This window comes from Methylobacterium sp. GC_Met_3, from assembly GCF_026540775.1.
Lineage (GTDB): Bacteria > Pseudomonadota > Alphaproteobacteria > Rhizobiales > Beijerinckiaceae > Methylobacterium.
This window is the reverse complement of the sequence record NZ_JALNUL010000063.1, coordinates 1-17,073: the sequence shown is the minus strand read 5'-3', so window position 1 is coordinate 17,073 and position 17,073 is coordinate 1. Positions and strand designations below refer to the sequence as shown.

Annotated in this window: 16 protein-coding genes and 2 pseudogenes; 6 read left to right on the top strand and 12 right to left on the bottom strand. The window is 66.8% G+C overall.

Annotation, left to right across the window (positions count from 1 at the left end):
• Nucleotides 1-23: 23 nt before the first annotated feature.
• From OXS27_RS29025 to OXS27_RS29005, 5 genes and pseudogenes are all read right to left on the bottom strand, one after another.
• A complete protein-coding gene (locus tag OXS27_RS29025) occupies nt 24-1,199 on the bottom strand; it encodes a substrate-binding protein (protein ID WP_267360864.1) in 1,176 nt (391 codons plus the stop codon).
• A 41-nt stretch (nt 1,200-1,240) separates the two neighbouring features.
• Entirely contained in the window at nt 1,241-2,086 is an 846-nt protein-coding gene (locus tag OXS27_RS29020) for a nitrilase family protein (protein WP_267360862.1), read from the bottom strand.
• Nucleotides 2,087-2,260: 174 nt separating this feature from the next.
• Nucleotides 2,261-2,911: an ANTAR domain-containing protein gene (locus OXS27_RS29015; RefSeq protein WP_267360870.1), complete on the bottom strand. Its 651-nt coding sequence runs from the start codon at nt 2,909-2,911 to the stop codon at nt 2,261-2,263.
• Nucleotides 2,887-4,038 (bottom strand): annotated as a pseudogene (locus OXS27_RS29010) (transporter substrate-binding domain-containing protein); the annotation flags it as partial. The gene OXS27_RS29015 and the pseudogene OXS27_RS29010, both read right to left, overlap by 25 nt.
• Before the next feature lie 227 nt (nt 4,039-4,265).
• Entirely contained in the window at nt 4,266-4,994 is a 729-nt protein-coding gene (locus OXS27_RS29005; RefSeq protein WP_267360860.1) for an SDR family oxidoreductase, read from the bottom strand.
• A 724-nt stretch (nt 4,995-5,718) separates the two neighbouring features.
• On the opposite strand from OXS27_RS29005, the gene repA reads away from it, so the two are divergent.
• The 3 genes from repA to repC all read left to right on the top strand — a co-directional run bounded on the left by repA (nt 5,719) and on the right by repC (nt 9,337).
• Nucleotides 5,719-6,879: a plasmid partitioning protein RepA gene (gene repA / locus OXS27_RS29000; protein WP_243916906.1), complete on the top strand. Its 1,161-nt coding sequence runs from the start codon at nt 5,719-5,721 to the stop codon at nt 6,877-6,879.
• Entirely contained in the window at nt 6,876-7,919 is a 1,044-nt protein-coding gene (repB, locus tag OXS27_RS28995; RefSeq protein ID WP_267360857.1) for a plasmid partitioning protein RepB, read from the top strand. Before repA ends, repB begins: the two co-directional genes overlap by 4 nt.
• 185 nt (nt 7,920-8,104) lie before the next feature.
• Nucleotides 8,105-9,337: a plasmid replication protein RepC gene (repC, locus tag OXS27_RS28990; RefSeq protein WP_267360855.1), complete on the top strand. Its 1,233-nt coding sequence runs from the start codon at nt 8,105-8,107 to the stop codon at nt 9,335-9,337.
• A gap of 588 nt (nt 9,338-9,925) precedes the next feature.
• Here the strand turns inward: repC and OXS27_RS28985 are convergent.
• The 4 genes from OXS27_RS28985 to OXS27_RS28970 form a co-directional block, all read right to left on the bottom strand.
• Nucleotides 9,926-10,399, bottom strand: a complete 474-nt coding sequence (locus tag OXS27_RS28985) for a type II toxin-antitoxin system VapC family toxin (protein ID WP_267360853.1) — start codon at nt 10,397-10,399, stop codon at nt 9,926-9,928.
• A gap of 4 nt (nt 10,400-10,403) precedes the next feature.
• Nucleotides 10,404-10,643 carry a type II toxin-antitoxin system Phd/YefM family antitoxin gene (locus tag OXS27_RS28980; RefSeq protein ID WP_267360851.1) on the bottom strand — a complete coding sequence of 80 codons (240 nt, stop codon included), beginning with the start codon at nt 10,641-10,643 and terminating at the stop codon, nt 10,404-10,406.
• A gap of 175 nt (nt 10,644-10,818) precedes the next feature.
• Entirely contained in the window at nt 10,819-11,469 is a 651-nt protein-coding gene (locus OXS27_RS28975; RefSeq protein ID WP_267360849.1) for an SDR family NAD(P)-dependent oxidoreductase, read from the bottom strand.
• 211 nt (nt 11,470-11,680) lie between these two features.
• Nucleotides 11,681-11,950, bottom strand: coding sequence for a hypothetical protein (locus OXS27_RS28970; RefSeq protein WP_243918668.1), 270 nt, complete (start codon nt 11,948-11,950; stop codon nt 11,681-11,683).
• Nucleotides 11,951-12,678: 728 nt separating this feature from the next.
• Here OXS27_RS28970 and OXS27_RS28965 point away from each other — a divergent pair.
• A complete protein-coding gene (locus OXS27_RS28965) occupies nt 12,679-13,152 on the top strand; it encodes a BA14K family protein (RefSeq protein ID WP_267360868.1) in 474 nt (157 codons plus the stop codon).
• Between the two features lie 550 nt (nt 13,153-13,702).
• On the opposite strand, the pseudogene OXS27_RS28960 reads toward OXS27_RS28965, so the two are convergent.
• From OXS27_RS28960 to OXS27_RS28950, 3 genes and pseudogenes are all read right to left on the bottom strand, one after another.
• Nucleotides 13,703-13,993, bottom strand: a pseudogene (locus tag OXS27_RS28960) (aquaporin); the annotation flags it as partial.
• Between the two features lie 125 nt (nt 13,994-14,118).
• Nucleotides 14,119-14,328 carry a hypothetical protein gene (locus tag OXS27_RS28955; RefSeq protein WP_243918654.1) on the bottom strand — a complete coding sequence of 70 codons (210 nt, stop codon included), beginning with the start codon at nt 14,326-14,328 and terminating at the stop codon, nt 14,119-14,121.
• Between the two features lie 82 nt (nt 14,329-14,410).
• Nucleotides 14,411-15,052, bottom strand: coding sequence for a sigma-70 family RNA polymerase sigma factor (locus OXS27_RS28950; RefSeq protein WP_267360846.1), 642 nt, complete (start codon nt 15,050-15,052; stop codon nt 14,411-14,413).
• A gap of 240 nt (nt 15,053-15,292) precedes the next feature.
• Here OXS27_RS28950 and OXS27_RS28945 point away from each other — a divergent pair, with 240 nt between their 5' ends.
• Nucleotides 15,293-16,756, top strand: a complete 1,464-nt coding sequence (locus tag OXS27_RS28945; RefSeq protein ID WP_267360866.1) for a helix-turn-helix transcriptional regulator — start codon at nt 15,293-15,295, stop codon at nt 16,754-16,756.
• 92 nt (nt 16,757-16,848) lie between these two features.
• Nucleotides 16,849-17,022 (top strand): CsbD family protein, encoded by a 174-nt coding sequence (locus tag OXS27_RS28940; protein ID WP_243918664.1) that lies wholly within the window; start codon nt 16,849-16,851, stop codon nt 17,020-17,022.
• The last annotated feature ends 51 nt before the right edge of the window (nt 17,023-17,073 follow it).

The window sequence follows — 17,073 nt, the reverse complement described above, 5'->3', positions numbered from 1 at the left end:
GGATCCCCCCAGCCCCCCTCCCCTCACGGTAGCTTCGGGCACTGCTCGCCGGGATCGACGTCCTTGAAGGTGCCGGCGACCTTCACGGTGCCGTCCTTCTGGATCTGGCCGAGATACATGGTCAGCGGCGCGTGGTGCTGCTTGCTCATCCGGATCGTGCCTCGCGGGCCGGTGACGCTCACCGTCGGCAGCGCCTCCAGCACCTTGGCGGTCTCGGTCCCGCCCGCCTTCTCGACGGCGGCCTTGTACAGGTAGATCGCCTCGTATTCCGGCACCGAGAGGTCGTTCGGGGTGCGCAGTTCCGCACCGAACTTCTTCTGCATCGCCGCCAGGAAGGTCTTGTTCTCCGGGCTGTCGATCCCGGTGACGTAGGAGGCCGAGAGGTAGACGCCGTCGGCATCGGCGCCCATGCTCTTGGCGGTGCCCTCGTCCAGCGCGAGATTGGCGAAGGGCAGCGCCACGCCCGCGCCGCGCAGCTGCTTGGTCAGCGTGACGTTCGGCGCGCCGCCGGCCGTCGAGGTGATCAGCGCGTCGGGCTTGGCTTCCTTCAGCTTGGAGATGATCGCCGTCCAGTCGCTGCCGTCCATCGGCAGGTATTCCTCGCCCAGAACCTTACCGCCGGTCTTCTCGACGTAGTTTTTGGTGAAGCCCAGCATGCCGCGGCCGAAGGCGTAATCGCTGCCGATCAGGAAGTAGGTCTTGGCGCCCTTCGCCTTGAAGGCATCCACCACCGGCGGAACCTGCTGCTCCGGCACCCAGGCGTTCACGAACATGTTCTTGTTGCAGGAATGGCCCTCGTAGAACGAGGTGTAGATGTAGGGCACCTTCCCCTTGGTGACGGCGGGCAGGCCGGCGTTGCGGGCCGCGCTCGTCTCCATCGAGATCAGGACGTCGACCTTCTTCTGGTAGATCAGGCTGTCGAACGCCTTCTGGGCGCCCGCCGCCCCCGAGGCGTCGTCGGCGACCTCCAGGGCGAGTTTGCGGCCGAGCACGCCGCCCTTGGCGTTGATTTCCTCGACCGCGAGTTCGGCCGACTGCACCACCGAGGGCGCCACGACGCTGTTGGCGCCCGACAGGCCGATCGGGATGCCGATGACGATCGGCTTGCTGTCGGCGGCCTGTGCGGCCGTTGCGGCGAACGCCAGCGCCGTGGCGCCGAGCGCCAGCGTGGTAACGCCGAGGGGGGACGATTTCACCATGAACGAACTCCTTGTGGGGGGACGGGGCGCGGGTCTGCGGTTCAGCGGTAGATGTCGGTTCGGCGGTCGCGCAGCAGCGAGTTGAACGTGTTGAGGTCTTTGCGTCCGGCGGCGTCGAGGTCGACCAGCGCCGAGAGGGTTTCGGTCTCCGTGCGGCTCGCCGGGCCGGCGAGCGGCCAGCCCTTCGGCCCGATGATCAGGCTCTGGCCCTCGAAGGGCTGGCCGCGCTCCACGCCGACCCGGTCGGCGCAGGCGATGAAGAGGCCGTTCGAATGCGCGGCGGCCCGGTGCAGGGTGTTGGCCATGGCGGCCTCGCCCGCGGGCTGGTCGGGCATCGGCACCCAGTTGGTCGGGATGCAGACGATCTCGGCGCCGCCGAGCGCCAGCTGCCGGAAGGTCTCGGGGAACCAGCCGTCGTAGCAGATCGCCACGCCGACCTTGCCGAGCGCCGTCTCGAAGACCGGGAAGCCGAGATCGCCCCGGGCGAAGAACACGTTCTCCTGGTCCCAGAGATGCGCCTTGCGGTAGGTGCCGATGTAGCCCTCCGGCCCGACGATCACGGCGGCGTTGTAGAGGGTGTCGCCCGCCACTTCAGCGATTCCCGCCACGATGTGGAGGCCGAGATCCGCGGCGAGCGCCCCCCAGGCGCGGGTGGTCGGACCGTCCGGAACCGGCTCGGCGAGGGATCGCGCCTCGGCCTGGGATTCGAACACGTAGCCGGTGCTGGCGAGTTCCGGCAGGACGATCAGCCGGCTGCCCTCGGCGGCGGCGGCACGGACGAGATCCGCCGCGCGTGCCATGTTGCCCGCGACATCGCCGAATTGCGGCGCGAACTGGATGCAGGAGACCCGGATCGGCGGGCGTGCGGGATCGTTCGCTTGGACCATGGACGCTCCAAAACGCAAAAAGCCCCTGGGCGCGGAGAGGATCATCCGCGAACCAGAGGCTTCAAAGCCGTGATGTGGTACAGCAGAGCTGCTGCGGGGCAACCTTGCCCGGTTCGACTACGATACGCGTCACATTCCGGACCGCAAGACCATAAAAGCAGCAGGCTGCTGCGATCAGGTCTTGTCCGCCAACGCGATGCGCAGTCCCAGACCGCTCATCGCCTCGTGGGCCGCCACCACGCTCTCGGCGACGCTCGCCATCGGCACGCGGGCGGCGGTGGCCCGGTCCCGGAGCATCTTGTAGGCGGCGTCCTCGTCGATCCGGTTCAGGTCCACCAGCAGCCGGACCGCCTTCTCGACGGTGCGACGGCCCTTCATGGTCTCCTCCAGCCGGTTGATCTTGCTGATCAGCCGTCCCTCGTAGCCGCGTCGGTAGCGCGCCAGGGCGAACTGGGTGAGCACGCCGCGGGGATGGAGCGGCTTGTTGAGCACGCCGTGGGCGTTCACATCGGCGATCGCCTTCAGGGAAGTCGGGCTCTCGTAGGCCACGATGGCGATGACGGCCGGCTCCGCCTCCTCGATCGAGGGTAGGAGGTGCATCACCTGCGCGTCGTCGAGCTGGATGAACAGGGTGTCGATCTCCGGCGGCAGCGCGGCGGGCGGCGGCCAGACCAATGAGACCGCGCAGCCGAGGCGGCGGAGTTGCTCGAGCAGGGCCGCGCCCTCCTCGTCGCGGGGGTGGATGACGAGGGCGCGCGCCCGCCGCAGGTCATCCAGGATCCTGCGCGCGGGGGCGCTCCCGCGGCGATCCCCTCGTCCAGCCAGTTCGTCTCGAAGCGCGACCACGCGAGGTAGGGATCGGGCCGCACCGGCCGGCGGCCCCGCCAGACCACGTCGAACTGCCCGTCCGCGCGCGCGACCCCGATGCCGGGGGTGAGCCAGATGTGCCGGGTCTCACCGTCGAAGGCCAGCTCGCCCTCCGGCGCCGCGAAGCGCTGGCGCAGGGCCGCCGCGCCGAGCCGCGCGGCATCGAGCGTGCCGGCCTCCGCCAGCGCCCGGGCGAAGAGATGCACCTGCGCGTAGGCGGTCTCCGACCACATGCTGGTGGGGCGCTCTGGCCCGAACCGGGCCGCGAAGGCGGCGACGAACCGCCCGTTCTCGTCGCCGGGCAAGGCGGCGAAATATGGCGCGGCGAGGACGTGGCCGGAGCAACGCTCCGGGCCGATCGCGTGGATCTGCCCCTCGGCCAGGGTCAGGCTCGCGATCGGGCAGCGCGCCCGGTCGATCCCCGCATCCGCGTAGGCGCGGTACAGCCGCTCGGCCCCGCGCCCGACCACGGTGGAGAACACCGCGTCCGGGGCGACCCGCCGGATCTCGGAGACCATCGCCCCGTGCGCGTCCTCGTCGGCGTCGAGCGGGGCATAAAGCTCGCCCACGATGGTCCCGCCCTTGGCCTCGATCAAGTCGCGCATGACCCTGTTCGACTCGCGGGGATAGATGTAATCCGAGCCGATCATGAAGATCCGAGAGCCATGTTTCTGCAACAGATAGTCAGACAGCGCGAAGATATTCTGGTTCAGGGTTGCTCCGGTGTAGATAATGTTCTCCGAATACTCGAAGCCCTCGTAGATCGACGGGTACCAGAGCAGGCCGTTGTGCCGCTCGACGGTGGACAGGACCGACTTGCGGCTCGCCGAGAGCGAGCATCCGAACACCACCTCGGCCCCATCCTCTGCCAGCATGCGCCGGGCCAGGGCACGATAGGCGTCGGTGTCGCCGGCGGGATCGTAGCAGATCGGCTCGATCGGGCGTCCGAGGACGCCGCCGGCGGTGTTGATCTCCTCGATGGCGAGCGCGGTACCGAGAAAATGCTCGGTCTCGGTGATGCCGCTGACGCCGCTTCGCGAGAACAGGACGCCGACGCGCCACGTCGCTTCGTCCCTGGCCGCCATGGTATCCTGACCCTTGCTGAATGCCCGCTCACCGGAGGGTGCTGCGATCGGCCGTCCTATCTCACGGGCGTGGCACTGGGAAAGCAAGGGCCGCCGGGGGCGAGCGCGTTCCGAGGCCGAAGGGGATGGATCGGCCTCACGTAGCCCTCCCTCGACTGCGGCGTAGCGGCTCCGACGCGAAAGTCCCGGAGGGCCGACCGATCCGGCACGGTTTCAACGCGAGGGCGTCAGATCGTCCAGCCCCCGTCGATCGCGAGGGCTTGGCCGGTGGTGTAGGTCGCTCCGGCCAGGTAGACCGCGAGGTCGGCGATCTCCTCCGGCGTGCCCAGCCGCCCGATCGGCTGCCGGGCGATGAACGCGGCCCGGGTCTGCTCGTAATCGCCCTGGGCCCGGATCCGCTCCTGCAGTGATGGGCTCTCGACGGTGCCGGGGCAGATCGCGTTGCAGCGGATGTTGTAAGCGACGTAATCGGCCGCCACCGCCTTGGTCAGCCCGATCACCGCCGCCTTGGTGACTCCGTAGGCAAAGCGGTTCGGCACCCCTTTCACCGAGGACGCCACCGAGGCCATGTTGAGGATGGCGCCGTCGCGTCGTTCGAGCATGCCGGGCAGCACGGCGCGGATCGTGCGGATCATCGCCTTGACGTTGAGGTCGAAGGCGAAGTCGAGATCCGCATCGGGCATCTCCAGGATGGTCCCGCCATGGACCACGCCGGCGCAATTGAACAGCACGTCGATCCGACCGATCCGCTCGACCAGGGCCGCGATGGCGGCCGCGTCGCGCACGTCGAGGGTTGCGGTGCTGAGGCCATCGGCGCGCAGTTCGGCAAGGGCGTCCGCGTTGATGTCGGTGGCGTGGACCCGAGCGCCGCTGGCCGCGAAGGCGAGCGCGCTCGCCCGTCCGATCCCCTGCCCGGCCGCCGTGATCAGGACCGTCTTGCCCGAAAGATCTGCCATGGTCCGCTCCCTGAAGTCTCCGTCTCCTTATGGAGAGGAGCGACTCAGAGCCTGTTTCACCCCGCTTTCCAAGCGCCGACCCAATCCGATTTTTCTGCGCGTCCGCACGTTGCAAGAGAGCCCTTCTCCGCGGTTGGCGCTCCGCCGCGACACCTCGGGTCAGAGTTTGGATGACCGTCGCGCTGTGTCGCGTATCAGCTCGACAAAAGGGGGGCCCTGTCGCGGACGAAGCGCCCCTTCGTGAGCGTCCACCGCGCATCTGGTGCCAGCGTTTCTGGCAAGCCCTGGTACGGGATCGTGGAACGTCGCCAGCCGCGCAGCATGTCGATCGCGAAGTCGATGCAGTGCGTGCGTCGTTGCCGCCGTGCGTCGCACTTGCAGCTGCGTGGAATGGCGTCTTCGCGCATTTCGGCGGTTGAGACGTCTTTATCCGGCGCTGGAACACGCTTTTTGGCGGTGAAACGCTGCTCCGACAGATCGGATAGTCACCGATCGACCGGCGGGCCAAACACCATCAAACCGATTCGCCCACAACCCAATCTCCGGCCGGGCTTGCCGAGTCGCCATTTGGGACTCGACTCAAGCTTGCGAATCGTGACTGTCTGCAGTCAGTTGCAGTTTGTCCGCTATTTTGGCGCTTTTTCTGCAAGCGAGGCCTGAGAGGATGAACCAGTATACGGGGGCTCACACGGTTGCGCCCCCTCCCCCCGTATCGCCAGCCGCGATGATCGGTGATCACGCCGCGGTCCTGCGCGAACAGCTCCAGGCCATTTCCTCCGGGCTCTTTCCGCCCAGCTCGGCGAAGTCGCTGCGCCGTTTCACCTCCACCGAGGTCGCCCGCATCGTTGGTGTGACCGTGTCGCGCATCCAGCAACTCGCATCCGAGGGGCATGGTCCGCAACCCGACGTGTCATCGACTGGACGTCGCTCCTACAGTCTCGCCGATATCCATGGGCTTCGCGTCTATCTCGACGAGAAAACACGTGGCGGTCGTCGCTATCAGCCCATTCGAGGCGAGAACGAGCACCTCCAGGTCATCGCCATCGCGAACTTCAAGGGCGGCTCCGGCAAGACGACCACAACGACGCATCTTGCTCAACATCTGGTCCTAAAAGGTTACCGGGTTCTTGCGCTCGACCTCGATCCACAGGCCAGCATGTCGGCCCTGCTCGGCGTCCAGCCGGAACTGGAGGTGGGCGAGAACGAGACGCTCTACGGCGCCATCCGCTACGACGCGGAACGGCGTCCCCTCGAAGCGATCATTCGCCGAACCTACTTCACAGGACTGGACCTCGTGCCCGCCAACCTCGAACTCATGGAGTTCGAGCACGAGACCCCGCGCGCGCTGAGCGAACGCCGTCCCGGCGAACCGCTGTTCTTCGATCGCATCGCGCACGCGCTGGAATCGGTCCAGAGCCAGTACGACGTGGTCGTGATCGATTGTCCGCCGCAGCTGGGCTACCTCACGCTATCGGCCCTCTGTGCGGCTTCGGCGCTTCTGGTGACCGTGCATCCGCAGATGCTCGACGTCGCTTCGATGAGCCAGTTCCTGGCCATGACGGAGGATCTGCTCGGCGTCGTCACCGAGCATGGCGGGCGGCTGCAATACGATTGGCTGCGCTACCTCATCACCCGCTACGAACAGCACGACGCCCCGCAGACGCGCATCGTCGGAATGCTGCGCACGCTGTTCGAGGACGCGGTGCTGACCGCGCCGATGCTGAAATCCTCGGCGGTGTCCGATGCGGGGCTGTCGAAGCAGACCCTCTACGAGATCGGCCGAGAGGGAATCACCCGCTCGACCTACGATCGGGCACTCGAGGCGTTGGATGCCGTCAATAGCGAGATCGAGGGTCTGATCCGACTGGCGTGGGGCCGGTCATGAGTCGGCGTTCGAACCTCGACGCGCTCTTCGGCTCTCGAGCGACGCCTAAACCGGTGTCGAGCCCGGAGCAGTTTGCAGATGCAAACCCGGTCGAGTCGAACGATGAGTTTGCACCTGCAAACCCCCCTCCCCCAACCCCAGCACCGGAACGTCGTCGGAGCGGCGCCATCGGCGCAATGAGCAATACCCTTCGCGGGTTGGCCGCGAAGGCGGATGCCGCCGCCGCTCTGGAGCAGGGTTCGGCCGTTATCGACCTCGACCCTAAGCTCATCGACGCCTCCTTCATTGCCGACCGGGTTGCCGACGCGAACGACGCCAGCCTCGACTCGCTCGTCGAGAGTATCCGGGAAAGTGGCCAGCAGGTGCCGGTGCTGGTCCGCCCTCACCCGACGGCGGCCGGTCGCTATCAGATCGCGTTCGGCCGACGACGGACACGCGCGGCCCAGCTCCTCGAGCGACCTGTGCGCGCGGTGGTGCGGCCGCTCACCGATGCCGAGCTTGTCATTGCCCAAGGCAAGGAGAACCTCGAGCGGCGCGACCTCAGCTACATCGAGCGCGCGTTCTTCGCGCTGCGTCTGGAGGCACACGGATTTCCGCGCGAGACGATCACCGCGGCCATGGGGGTGGGGAAGGGCGACCTCTCGACCCTGATCTCTGTGGCGCGAAGCGTTCCGGAGGACATCCTCGCGGCGATCGGTCCTGCTCCAGCGGCGGGCCGTCCGCGCTGGATGCTCCTGGCCGAGCGCGTGAAGGATGCGAGCCGCCCTGCCCTGACTGAGATCCTGGGTGATCCGGCGTTCCAAGCCAAGAACACGGACGAGCGGTTTGCAGCGATCTTCGCTGCCGTGGCGCCGAAACAGGAGCGCAGGCCGAAGGCCCAGGTCTGGAAAGACGAACACGGTCGAAGGCTGGCCCGGGTCGAGCGTTCAGCCGACCGCGTCGCGCTCGCCTTCGACGAAAAGATTGAGCCTGGTTTGGCGGACTACGTCCTCGACCGGCTTCCCGAGATCCTTGCGGCCTATCGGCAGAGCAAGGGCTAACCCGACCCGTCACACGAACGAAAGGAGACGAGAACACCGCAAAAAGAAAGGGCCCCCCGAACCGCGTCCGGAAGACCCTCTCTCGTCCTAAGCAAGCGTAGAGAATCACATCTCCCGGCACATCGTCAAGCACTTTGACGTCGATTCGGCGAACGTCCGAACTTTGCCCGGTGCTCGGCCACACCATGAGCCTGCACATCACGACGCCCTTCGGGCGGCGACCGCTGACGGCTGCGCAATTCCACGCGCAGGCGCAGGCGGCCGGCTGTCCAAACGAGACCACCGTGAACAAGTGGTCCGTCTTCCGCGATCTCGCCGCCGCACGCTCGGCGCTTGGACTCTCCGACCGCGCCCTCGCGGTGTTGGATGCCTTGTTGACCTTCCATCCAGAAACGACGTTGAGCCCCGGGGAGGGGTGCGAACTCGTCGTGTTTCCCTCGAACACGGCGCTGGCTCTGCGAGCGCACGGCATGGCGGAAGCAAGCCTTCGTCGGCACCTCGCCGCTTTGGTGGAAGCCGGCATCGTGATCCGGCGCGACAGCCCGAACGGGAAGCGCTACGTCCGACGCGGCCAGACCGGGGCTGTCACCCAGGCCTTCGGGTTCGACCTGTCGCCGTTGGTTGCCCGCGCCGGTGAGTTCGCAGCCCTTGCCGAAACGGTCCGAGAGGCTGCACGAACGCTTCGCGTCGCCCGTGAGCAGGTGACCCTCCTGCGTCGCGACTGCGCGAAGCTGATCCTGGCTCTGGAAGAGATCGAAGGTGGCACAACATCGGCCGAGCCGCTCCGCAGCCGTTACCGCGGCATTCTCGATAGCCTTCCGAGATCGCCGTCCGCCGACGCTTTACTGGCGGCAGCGGCAGGTTTGAATCACCTGCGGGCCGATCTGAGTAAGCTGCTGTCGGCACATTGGGAAACAGCAGAATCAAGCGGCAGTGCCGCGCAGAATGAGCGGCACGTTCAGAGTTCAAATCCCGAGTCTGCTGATAATGAAAATGCCATCGTGGAAGAGAAGAAGGCGGCCGTAGCGGCGGGTCCGGGCATCGACCGTCTGGCGGTCGATGCCGCGACGGTTCGAGCGACCTACCCGCTCGGGTTCGTGCTCGACGCCTGCCCGGATATCCAAGCCTACGCACGCGGTGAGATCCGAACCTGGAACGAGCTCATTTCGGTGGCTGACCTTGCCCGGGCAGCCATGGGCATCAGCCCCCATGCGTGGCGGGAAGCGCGGTCTGAAATGGGCGCGGACGTCGCGGCCATCACGGTTGCGGCGATCCTGCAGAGGGTCGAGCGGATCAACAGTCCGGGGGGCTATCTCCGCTCGCTCGTGGAGCGCAAAAAAGCGGGCCGATACAGCCTCGGCCCGGTGCTGCAAGCTCTAAACAGGGCGAAGCTCGGCTCGCCGGCGGAGCGGCAATGAGATGGTCCCGCGTAGAATCAGGACCCGGATCTGCCCTCACCCACCCGCTCGTGCGATTGGCGATCGCCGGAGGCGAGGATGAGACCATGGAACTCATCCTCGCCTCCGGAAGAGAGCAGGAAGCCCACGGATCCGTGTCGACCCTGAGGATCCTGTGGCCGGCTCGCGCGAATCCAACAGCGCGGGGAGGGTGCTCTGGTGGGCAACGGCCCGCACTTTTCGCGGGCCGGCGCCATGCCCGCACGATCGAGCACCGCAGAGACGGCGATGCGAGCCATGTCCACATCCATAGGTGCCGTCGCGGCGCAAAAGGGGGAGTGCGGTCGCCGCAACTGCGAACCGAGGCCAAGCCGATGCTGACACCAATGGAGGAGCGGCAGCGCGCCCTCGTCCACCGGCTGGTTTTCCGCTCCGACCTCGTCAATTCGGTGTGGGGGCGGCGCACGCGAACGGATGCGGGCGTGGGAGCAGTCCATTTTGGGGTGCGAGCGGATCCTGCGGGATCCGGGCGAAGAACCTTCCAGCGGCGCAACCGTCAGCGGCAGCTGTCGCGTGTCGGGTCGAAACCGATTGCTGCGGGACCGCGGATCATAGCCGGCGCGTTGGAAAGCTCGACGAGCGCGTATCCGGCGGCACGGTGTCGAACGGATCATGCGCAGCGACGCCGAGCGGCGTGAAATGTCGGACATTCCGGGTGAGGACTGTCCAACCATGGTGTTGAGCCGTGGCGGCAATCGCAAGATCGGCAAAGCCGGGCGCGTGCCCCTGTCCACGCGCCGCGTCGGACAACCTCCCGATATGCCGAGCGACCGGAATGTCGACGGGCAGAATCTTTGCCGCATACAGGTGCAGGATGACCTCCAGCCACTCGGAGAGGCGCTCCGCCTTCCGCGCAGCACCATCCCTGCGACTTTTCGCGATGCCATCCTCGATCTCCGCGATGGTCACCACGGACAGGTGGAGGTCGGCGCTGTTGCGGTCCATCCAGTCGATCAGTTCGACGGCAGGAACAGCCTTGGTCGGCGCGCCGGCCGACAGGACGTTGGTATCGACCAGATACACGGCGTCACAGCTCGGCGCTTCTCAGGCCACCGGAAGGGGAGGGGAGGTCGTCGTCCGTGATGGGCGCCGCCATGAGGAGCCTGCCGAGGGACGGGACCTGCGACAGCCTCTGCCACTCGGCGAAGCTCAGCAGCACGGCCTCGGGCCGGCCATGGCGCGTGATGATCGACGGTTCGCCCTGCTTGGCCTGATCGATCACCGCCGAGAGCGTAGCCTTGGCATCGCGAAGTTGGATTTCCTGCATGAGACGGCACCGTGACCACTATGGTCATATTAGGCATGCGGCCCCGCGCCTGCAAGGTCGGCCTCAGCCGTTCGGATGCCTTGGCAGACGCCTCGGACGGCCTCTACGCAGCTCGGCACTCGCGCTGGGGTCTGATGCTGCCGGCCGACAACGCGATCGCCGCGACCGACCGGCCTCAGAAGGGGAGGGCCCGCTCGATCAGAACGACGGCCTTGCCGGCCTGGCGCGCATCTTCGACGTGTTCGACGATGAAATGCGCGACGTCGGCCCGCGCAATCAGCCCGTTTCGCCACGACGCAGGGTCTTCGAGGACACGGTACCGCCCGGTCGCCTGTCCGCCCGTCAGCACCCCGGGGCGGACCAGCGTCCAGTCCAGTGTGCTGCGGCGGATGCGCATCTCCTGGGCATCCTTGTCGTCGTAGGCACGTCCGAAGACCAGCCGGAAGGGCAGGCGCTGCAACGGGCTGATCGCGTCGCGGCTGTCGCCCGCGCCGAAACCGGTGACGGCGATCAGTCGCCGGACACCGGCCTTCTCCATGGCGGGCACGAGGATGCCGGTCGCATCCGAGAACAGCCGGACCGACCCGAGCAAGTCCCGCGCGGGGACGCCGAGCGCCTGGACCACCACATCGACGCCATCGAGCGCCACCTCGACGTCATGCCGGTTCAAGGCGTCCCCAGGAAAGCGCTCCAGGTTCGGGGCCGATTGCTCCATCCTGTTCGCGGAGCGGGCAAAGGCCCGGACGCGATGCCCTGCGCACAGGGCCGCCTTCACGGTCTCCAAGCCTATGCCCTGGCTGGCACCGATGACGAGGATGTGGGCCATGGGAACCGTGGGGCGCGATGCGGAAGGGAGACCCGTAGATCGGGCGCGTCGAGCTGCCCGCCATGTGGCCGTTTGCCCGAAGGCAGGCCCGCGTGGTCGGCCGACGCGCCGCCCAATCCCCTCTGATCACAACATCCAGGATCCCGCCACCGGGGACGCCGTCCCCCGGTGGCGGAGGTGGCGCCCGCATCCGCGCGGCGCCACCGTCGCGTCAGTAGCTCACGTATCCGCCGGCGCCCCGGCTGGGGCGGACTGCACTGCCCGTGTTGACCGGCGGTGCGACCTGCCGACGCTCGGCCTGACGTTTGGCGAGGGCACGACCGGCGGCGCAACCACCCACTGCGCCGAGCACACCATGCCCAGCATAGTGCCCGGCGATGCCGCCGACGATGGCACCCTTGATGCAACCCTTCGCCTCGGCAGCCTGACCGGCGGCCAGGAGGGCACTCGCCGCAACAGCGGCCATGGCGACACGCTTCATCATCGTGATCGTTCCTCGGCGGCATCATCGCCGCGACTGCGATGTAAGTGCTCACGTTCTCTTAGGAAGAGGGGTCTGGGCATATTTTTATGACTTCACATACTTTCGATTGGTGTGCTCTGTCTTTCGAAAGGACATCGACTGGCTGCCGTCCTCTTTTCCAAAATGAATGTTGCTTGAACGACGGCGCGGAGGTGCCTGGCCTGACGCTGCCGGAGGCCGACGCACTTGCAATGCAGTCCACCTGGCCGTTTGCGGGGCTCAACGCGTGTCGGAGCCGGTAAACACAGTCGCGTCGGGGGGATCGCATGGGTCGGCCTGATCGACCGGCGCACGAGGCTGAGGATGCCTTGCGTGTGCGGCGGATCGCGATGCGGCGGTGCTATTCCACGACCTCGGGCCAAGTCAGGTCCGTACAAGGGTGAACGTATTGAGACAGTCCTGACTGGCAGTTCAGCCATACCGGTGAGGCAGAATGGTCGGCAGCCGCGTAGGACCTGGGTTGAGAGCGACAGAAGATGCGTCTTTGCGCAGATTGATGGCGTATTGAGGCCTGATAAAACGGGCGGGATAGTGTGACGCGGCAGGCCGCTATCGATTTAGACACAGATGGAAACCAAAACGTATCGCAAACCCAGGAACGGTGGCGGCGCTCTATTGTTCGTAGCGTTCATGTGGATGCCGACACAGGCATCTGCGCCCAAACGATGGAGAGCCACTCGATGAGGATGAAGATCGGCGTCGTCACGCTGGCCGTTCTGGCCAGCCTCGCTGCCCCCGCTGCCCAGGCAGCCGAGACAGCCCCTGCCGGCAAGGCCATGGATGCGCTCCGGGCCGGAACCCTTCCGGTGTCCTACTCCCAGTTTCGCCCCGGCTACGGCGGCTGGCACCGTGGCGGCTGGCACCGTGGCGGATTTGCTGGATGGCGCGGCGGCTATGGCTACGGCTACCGCCGAGGCCCGGGTGTCGGCGCCGCGGTCGGCGCAGGCCTTCTCGGCTTTGCGGCCGGCACCGTGATCGGTTCGGCAGCAGCAAACAGCGCGGCGCGGCCCGTAGCCGTCTACGAGACCCCCGCGCCGGTCGTCTACGCCCGTCCGGTGGTTGTGCGCGGTTCGGCCTACTGCGCGTCGCGCTATGCCTCCTACGACCCGGCCTCGGGCACCTATCTCGGCTATGACGGCTTCCGTCATCCCTGCCCGTAACAGGCGAAGGATCGTCTGAACTCCGGCCCCGGTCGCTCACAGGCGGCCGGGGCTTTCGTCATGCCGGCTTGAGATTTGATCCGGTAGGCCGGCGATGCCTGCAGACGCGCAGACAGCTCATCTCTGGACGCGGATGTCCCCACGGCGCGCGACGCTTCGATGTCGCGACCCAGAATCGTGCGCTTCATCGACCCGGATAGACCGTACAGCGCGTGGATTCTTGGCCTGCGGAGCGCCGCGGAGATCGAGGGTCACGGTGGGCGCCATCCGTCCCATCCTTCCGGACTGAGCCGTGAATGAAAGAGAGGGGAGGGGGCCCCGTTTCGATGTCGACCGCGTTGGTGCCGGCCCCGCCTGTTCCAAGACCCGTTTGCGATGCGCGCTGGTCTGGGAGGCACGGGCTTTCATCATCGCCGGCATCCGTATCGGGCAGGAATCGGGCCGGTCCGCGGCTTGGACCGGGCCCCAGTCCGGAAGCGGATCAGCGGCGGGCCGGGCGCATCCAGAACGATGGCTGCGCCCGGCCTTCCTACCATCCCGAATCCTGCTCTCAGGCGGCGCGCCGCTCGACCACGACGGTGTCGACGATCTTGGTGTCCTCGTAGAGCCACTTGGCCAGGGCACCCGCGATCATGGCCCCGGCAACGGGCGCGAGCCAGAACAGCCAGAGCTGCGCCACGTACTCACCGCCGGCGAACAGCGCGACGCCGGTCGAGCGGGCCGGGTTCACCGAGGTATTGGTCACCGGGATCGAGACGAGGTGGATCAGCACGAGGGCAAAGCCGATCGGGATGCCGGCAAAGCCGCTCGCCGCACCCTTCGAGGTCGAGCCGATGATGATCATTTTGACTTTCGTGATGGTCCTCGGGATCCGCGCCGGTACGGTTGCGGCGGGGGCCCGTTCCCACGGCCGCCGACTCTGCGTCGGTCGGCTCCGAGCCGAGGTCGACGGGCTCCGGGGACGGCTCAGCGTTGATCCGTGTCGGTATCGATCACGGCATCGCGCATGCGGCCGTCCTTGCGCGACAGATGCGGCGTCCCGGGGCGTTGAGCGACGAACCTCGCCTTCAGGTTGTCGTTCCGGGTGGCCGGTATGCCCGTGACCGCCTCGGGCGACTGCGCCAGAGCCGGACAGGCTGCGCGCAGGATGCCGGAGAGACGGTAACGGCTTCTCATCGTGGCACCTCCGTTTCGTGGTGTGGGGATCGTCGGTCTCATCTAAAGACGCGCGTGCCGGCGTTGCGTCCGGCTGCATCGGTCAGGCTTCTCCGAGCTCGACGGCGAGCCTGTTCCGCGCGCGGCTGACCCGGCTCTTCACCGTCCCAGCCGGGCAACCGATCCGCTCGGCGGCAGCCTCGTAGGAAAGGTCCTTGATCGCGACGAGGAGCAGCGCTTCGCGCTGGGCGGGCTCGAGACGGTCGAGCGCCGCCTGGACGTCCCGTACGTCGAGCCGGTGCTCCTGATTGGCCAGGCTCGACAGACCGGCCGCGTACGTGCCCTCCGGGTCCGGCACTTCGCGGCGATGCTTCATCCGCCCGTTGAGATGGCCGTTGCGCAGAATCGTGAAGAGCCACGCCTTCAGACGGGTTCCGGGGCTGAAGCTGGTGCGGTGCTCCCAGGCCTTGAGCAATGTGTACTGGACGAGGTCGTCGCTCTCGGTGGCGTTGCGGCTCAGCGACAGCGCGTAGCGGCGCAGGTCGGGCAAGACGGCGATCAGATCGGCCGCGAAGCCGCGTCCCGATCGCGCTTCGGCTGCATCCAGCGCCTCGGACAGGCGCAGCACTGCCTCGGACAGAGGCGATCCATCATCGAGGGATTCAACTTCTGGGTAATAATCCCGTAGTTCTCGTCCGAGCCCGCCGCTCGCGATCGAGATCACCGCTCCGTGAGCGGCGGGCACGCGGAATTCTTCGGCAACATGGGTCACGCGATTGAACTCACCATCGCTTGGATGTCGGCACCCAGGACCGTTCGCCGGTCACGTGGGCCTCGTCGAGCATCAATCTTTGGTCGCCGGTCCCGAGTTCAATGATACGCGTATACCAGGATCTTAACATAAATTTTGGAACCAGCTTGCGCGCAATCTGTTCTTGCGTCGCTGCCGATCGGGCCGAGGCGATAGAAAAGGACGATGCGGGTCGTGACGGCGGGCGTCGACAGGCACGAACTCCGGCAGATCATCGCCGGCCTCAGCGAAGGCGTGATCCTGGTCGAACCCGACCAGACCATCGCCTACGCCAACGAGGCCGCGCTCGCGATGCACGGCGCCGGCAGCCTGGACGAACTCGGACCCACGGTCGATGCGTACCGCGAGCGCTTCCGCCTGCGCTACCGCAACCACGTCACCCCAAACCAGTACCCGATCGAGCGGGTCGTGGCGGGCGAGCGGTTCCACGACGTCGTCGTCGAGGTCCGGCGCACCGACCGGCCCGAGCAGGATTTCGTCCATTCCCTGCGCAGCCTCGTGGCCACGGACCGTGAGGGCAAACCGAGCTGTCTCGCGCTGATTCTGAAGGACGTCACCGATCAGTTCGAGGCCGAGGAGCGGTTCGAGACGACCTTCAATGCGAATCCGGCCCCGGCGGTCATCACGCGCCTGTCGGATCTGCGCCACGTCAAGGTGAATACCGGCTTCCTCGAGATGACCGGCTTCACCCGCGATGCCGTGATCGGCCGGACCGCCTACGAGGTCGACGTGCTGGCGGAGGCGCGCAACCGCGACCTCGCCATCACGCGCCTCAAGGAAGGCGGCACCATCCCGCAGATGGAAGCCTGCCTGCGCCTGCCCGACGGGGGCAGCCGCTTCGTGATCGTGGCGGGCCAGCCGATCGAGATGGGCGACGAGCCCTGCATGCTTTTCACCTTCGCCGACCTCGAATTGCGGCGGAAGGCGGAGATCGCGCTGCGCCAGAGCGAGTCCCGCTTCGCGAAGGCGTTCCGCCTCACCCCCGTCCCGACCGTACTGGCGCGGGCCGACGGGTTCCGGGTCACGGGGGTCAACGAAGCGTTCACCCGCGTGTTCGGCCTGAGCCAGGACGACATCGTCGGTCGCAGCCTGGACGAGGCTGGTTTGTGGCTGAGCGACCGGCAGCGGACCGACTTCGAGGCGGCGCTGGAGCGGACGGGCTATCTCCTCGGTGCGGAGGTCTGCCTCCGCCACGGAAGCGGGGCGAGCCTCGATTGCCTCGTCTCGGCCGAGCGCATCGAGATCGACCACGACGCGTTCGCGCTGCTGGTGATGCAGGACATCACCGACCGCAAGCACACCGAGCGCGAGCTGTTCGACGCCATCGAGACGGTGATGGCCGACACGTCCTGGTTCAGCCGTGGGCTGATCGAGAAGCTCGCCAACCTGCGCAGGCCGAACGTGGGGACCTCCGACGCCGCCACCATCAACCTGACGGCGCGTGAGCGGCAGATCCTGAACCTGATCTGTGCCGGGTTCGACGACGCGGCCATCGCGCGCAAGCTCGACCTGTCGCGCAACACGGTGCGCAATCACGGCGCTGCGCTCTACCGCAAGATCGGCGTCCATAAACGCAGCGAAGCCGTCGTCTGGGGGCGTGAAAACGGATTTCCCTCACATGTATCGGGAACAAAATAACTACTTATTAGTATAAAATGATCATTGAAGATAGAGACAGGGTGATCATCTCAGTCTCGGTTCAGGGTTTTCTCGAACGATACGGAGTGACCGTGGCCGAAGACAAGAATTCCACTTCCGCCGAACACCTCAAGGGTTCGGTCAAGGAAGCCCTCGGCAAGCTCACCGGCGATCCCCGGGTCGAGGCCGAGGGCCGGCGTCAGAAGAAGGACGCCAACACCCCCAAGGCCGGTCGATCCAAGCCCACGGGGCCGGAGCGCGGCTGACATCCCACCCGGGATGGTCCGATCGGGCCATCCTTTCGAGACACCAAGAGA

Bases quoted from the DNA above. Each gene is read 5' to 3' on its own strand.
- OXS27_RS29025 (WP_267360864.1), bottom strand. From the start codon at position 1,199: ATGGTGAAATCGTCCCCCCTCGGCGTTACCACGCTGGCGCTCGGCGCC.
- OXS27_RS29020 (WP_267360862.1), bottom strand. From the start codon at position 2,086: ATGGTCCAAGCGAACGATCCCGCACGCCCGCCGATCCGGGTCTCCTGC.
- OXS27_RS29005 (WP_267360860.1), bottom strand. From the start codon at position 4,994: ATGGCAGATCTTTCGGGCAAGACGGTCCTGATCACGGCGGCCGGGCAG.
- repA (WP_243916906.1), top strand. From the start codon at position 5,719: ATGATCGGTGATCACGCCGCGGTCCTGCGCGAACAGCTCCAGGCCATT.
- repB (WP_267360857.1), top strand. From the start codon at position 6,876: ATGAGTCGGCGTTCGAACCTCGACGCGCTCTTCGGCTCTCGAGCGACG.
- repC (WP_267360855.1), top strand. From the start codon at position 8,105: ATGAGCCTGCACATCACGACGCCCTTCGGGCGGCGACCGCTGACGGCT.
- OXS27_RS28980 (WP_267360851.1), bottom strand. From the start codon at position 10,643: ATGCAGGAAATCCAACTTCGCGATGCCAAGGCTACGCTCTCGGCGGTG.
- OXS27_RS28975 (WP_267360849.1), bottom strand. From the start codon at position 11,469: ATGGCCCACATCCTCGTCATCGGTGCCAGCCAGGGCATAGGCTTGGAG.
- OXS27_RS28970 (WP_243918668.1), bottom strand. From the start codon at position 11,950: ATGAAGCGTGTCGCCATGGCCGCTGTTGCGGCGAGTGCCCTCCTGGCC.
- OXS27_RS28965 (WP_267360868.1), top strand. From the start codon at position 12,679: ATGAAGATCGGCGTCGTCACGCTGGCCGTTCTGGCCAGCCTCGCTGCC.
- OXS27_RS28955 (WP_243918654.1), bottom strand. From the start codon at position 14,328: ATGAGAAGCCGTTACCGTCTCTCCGGCATCCTGCGCGCAGCCTGTCCG.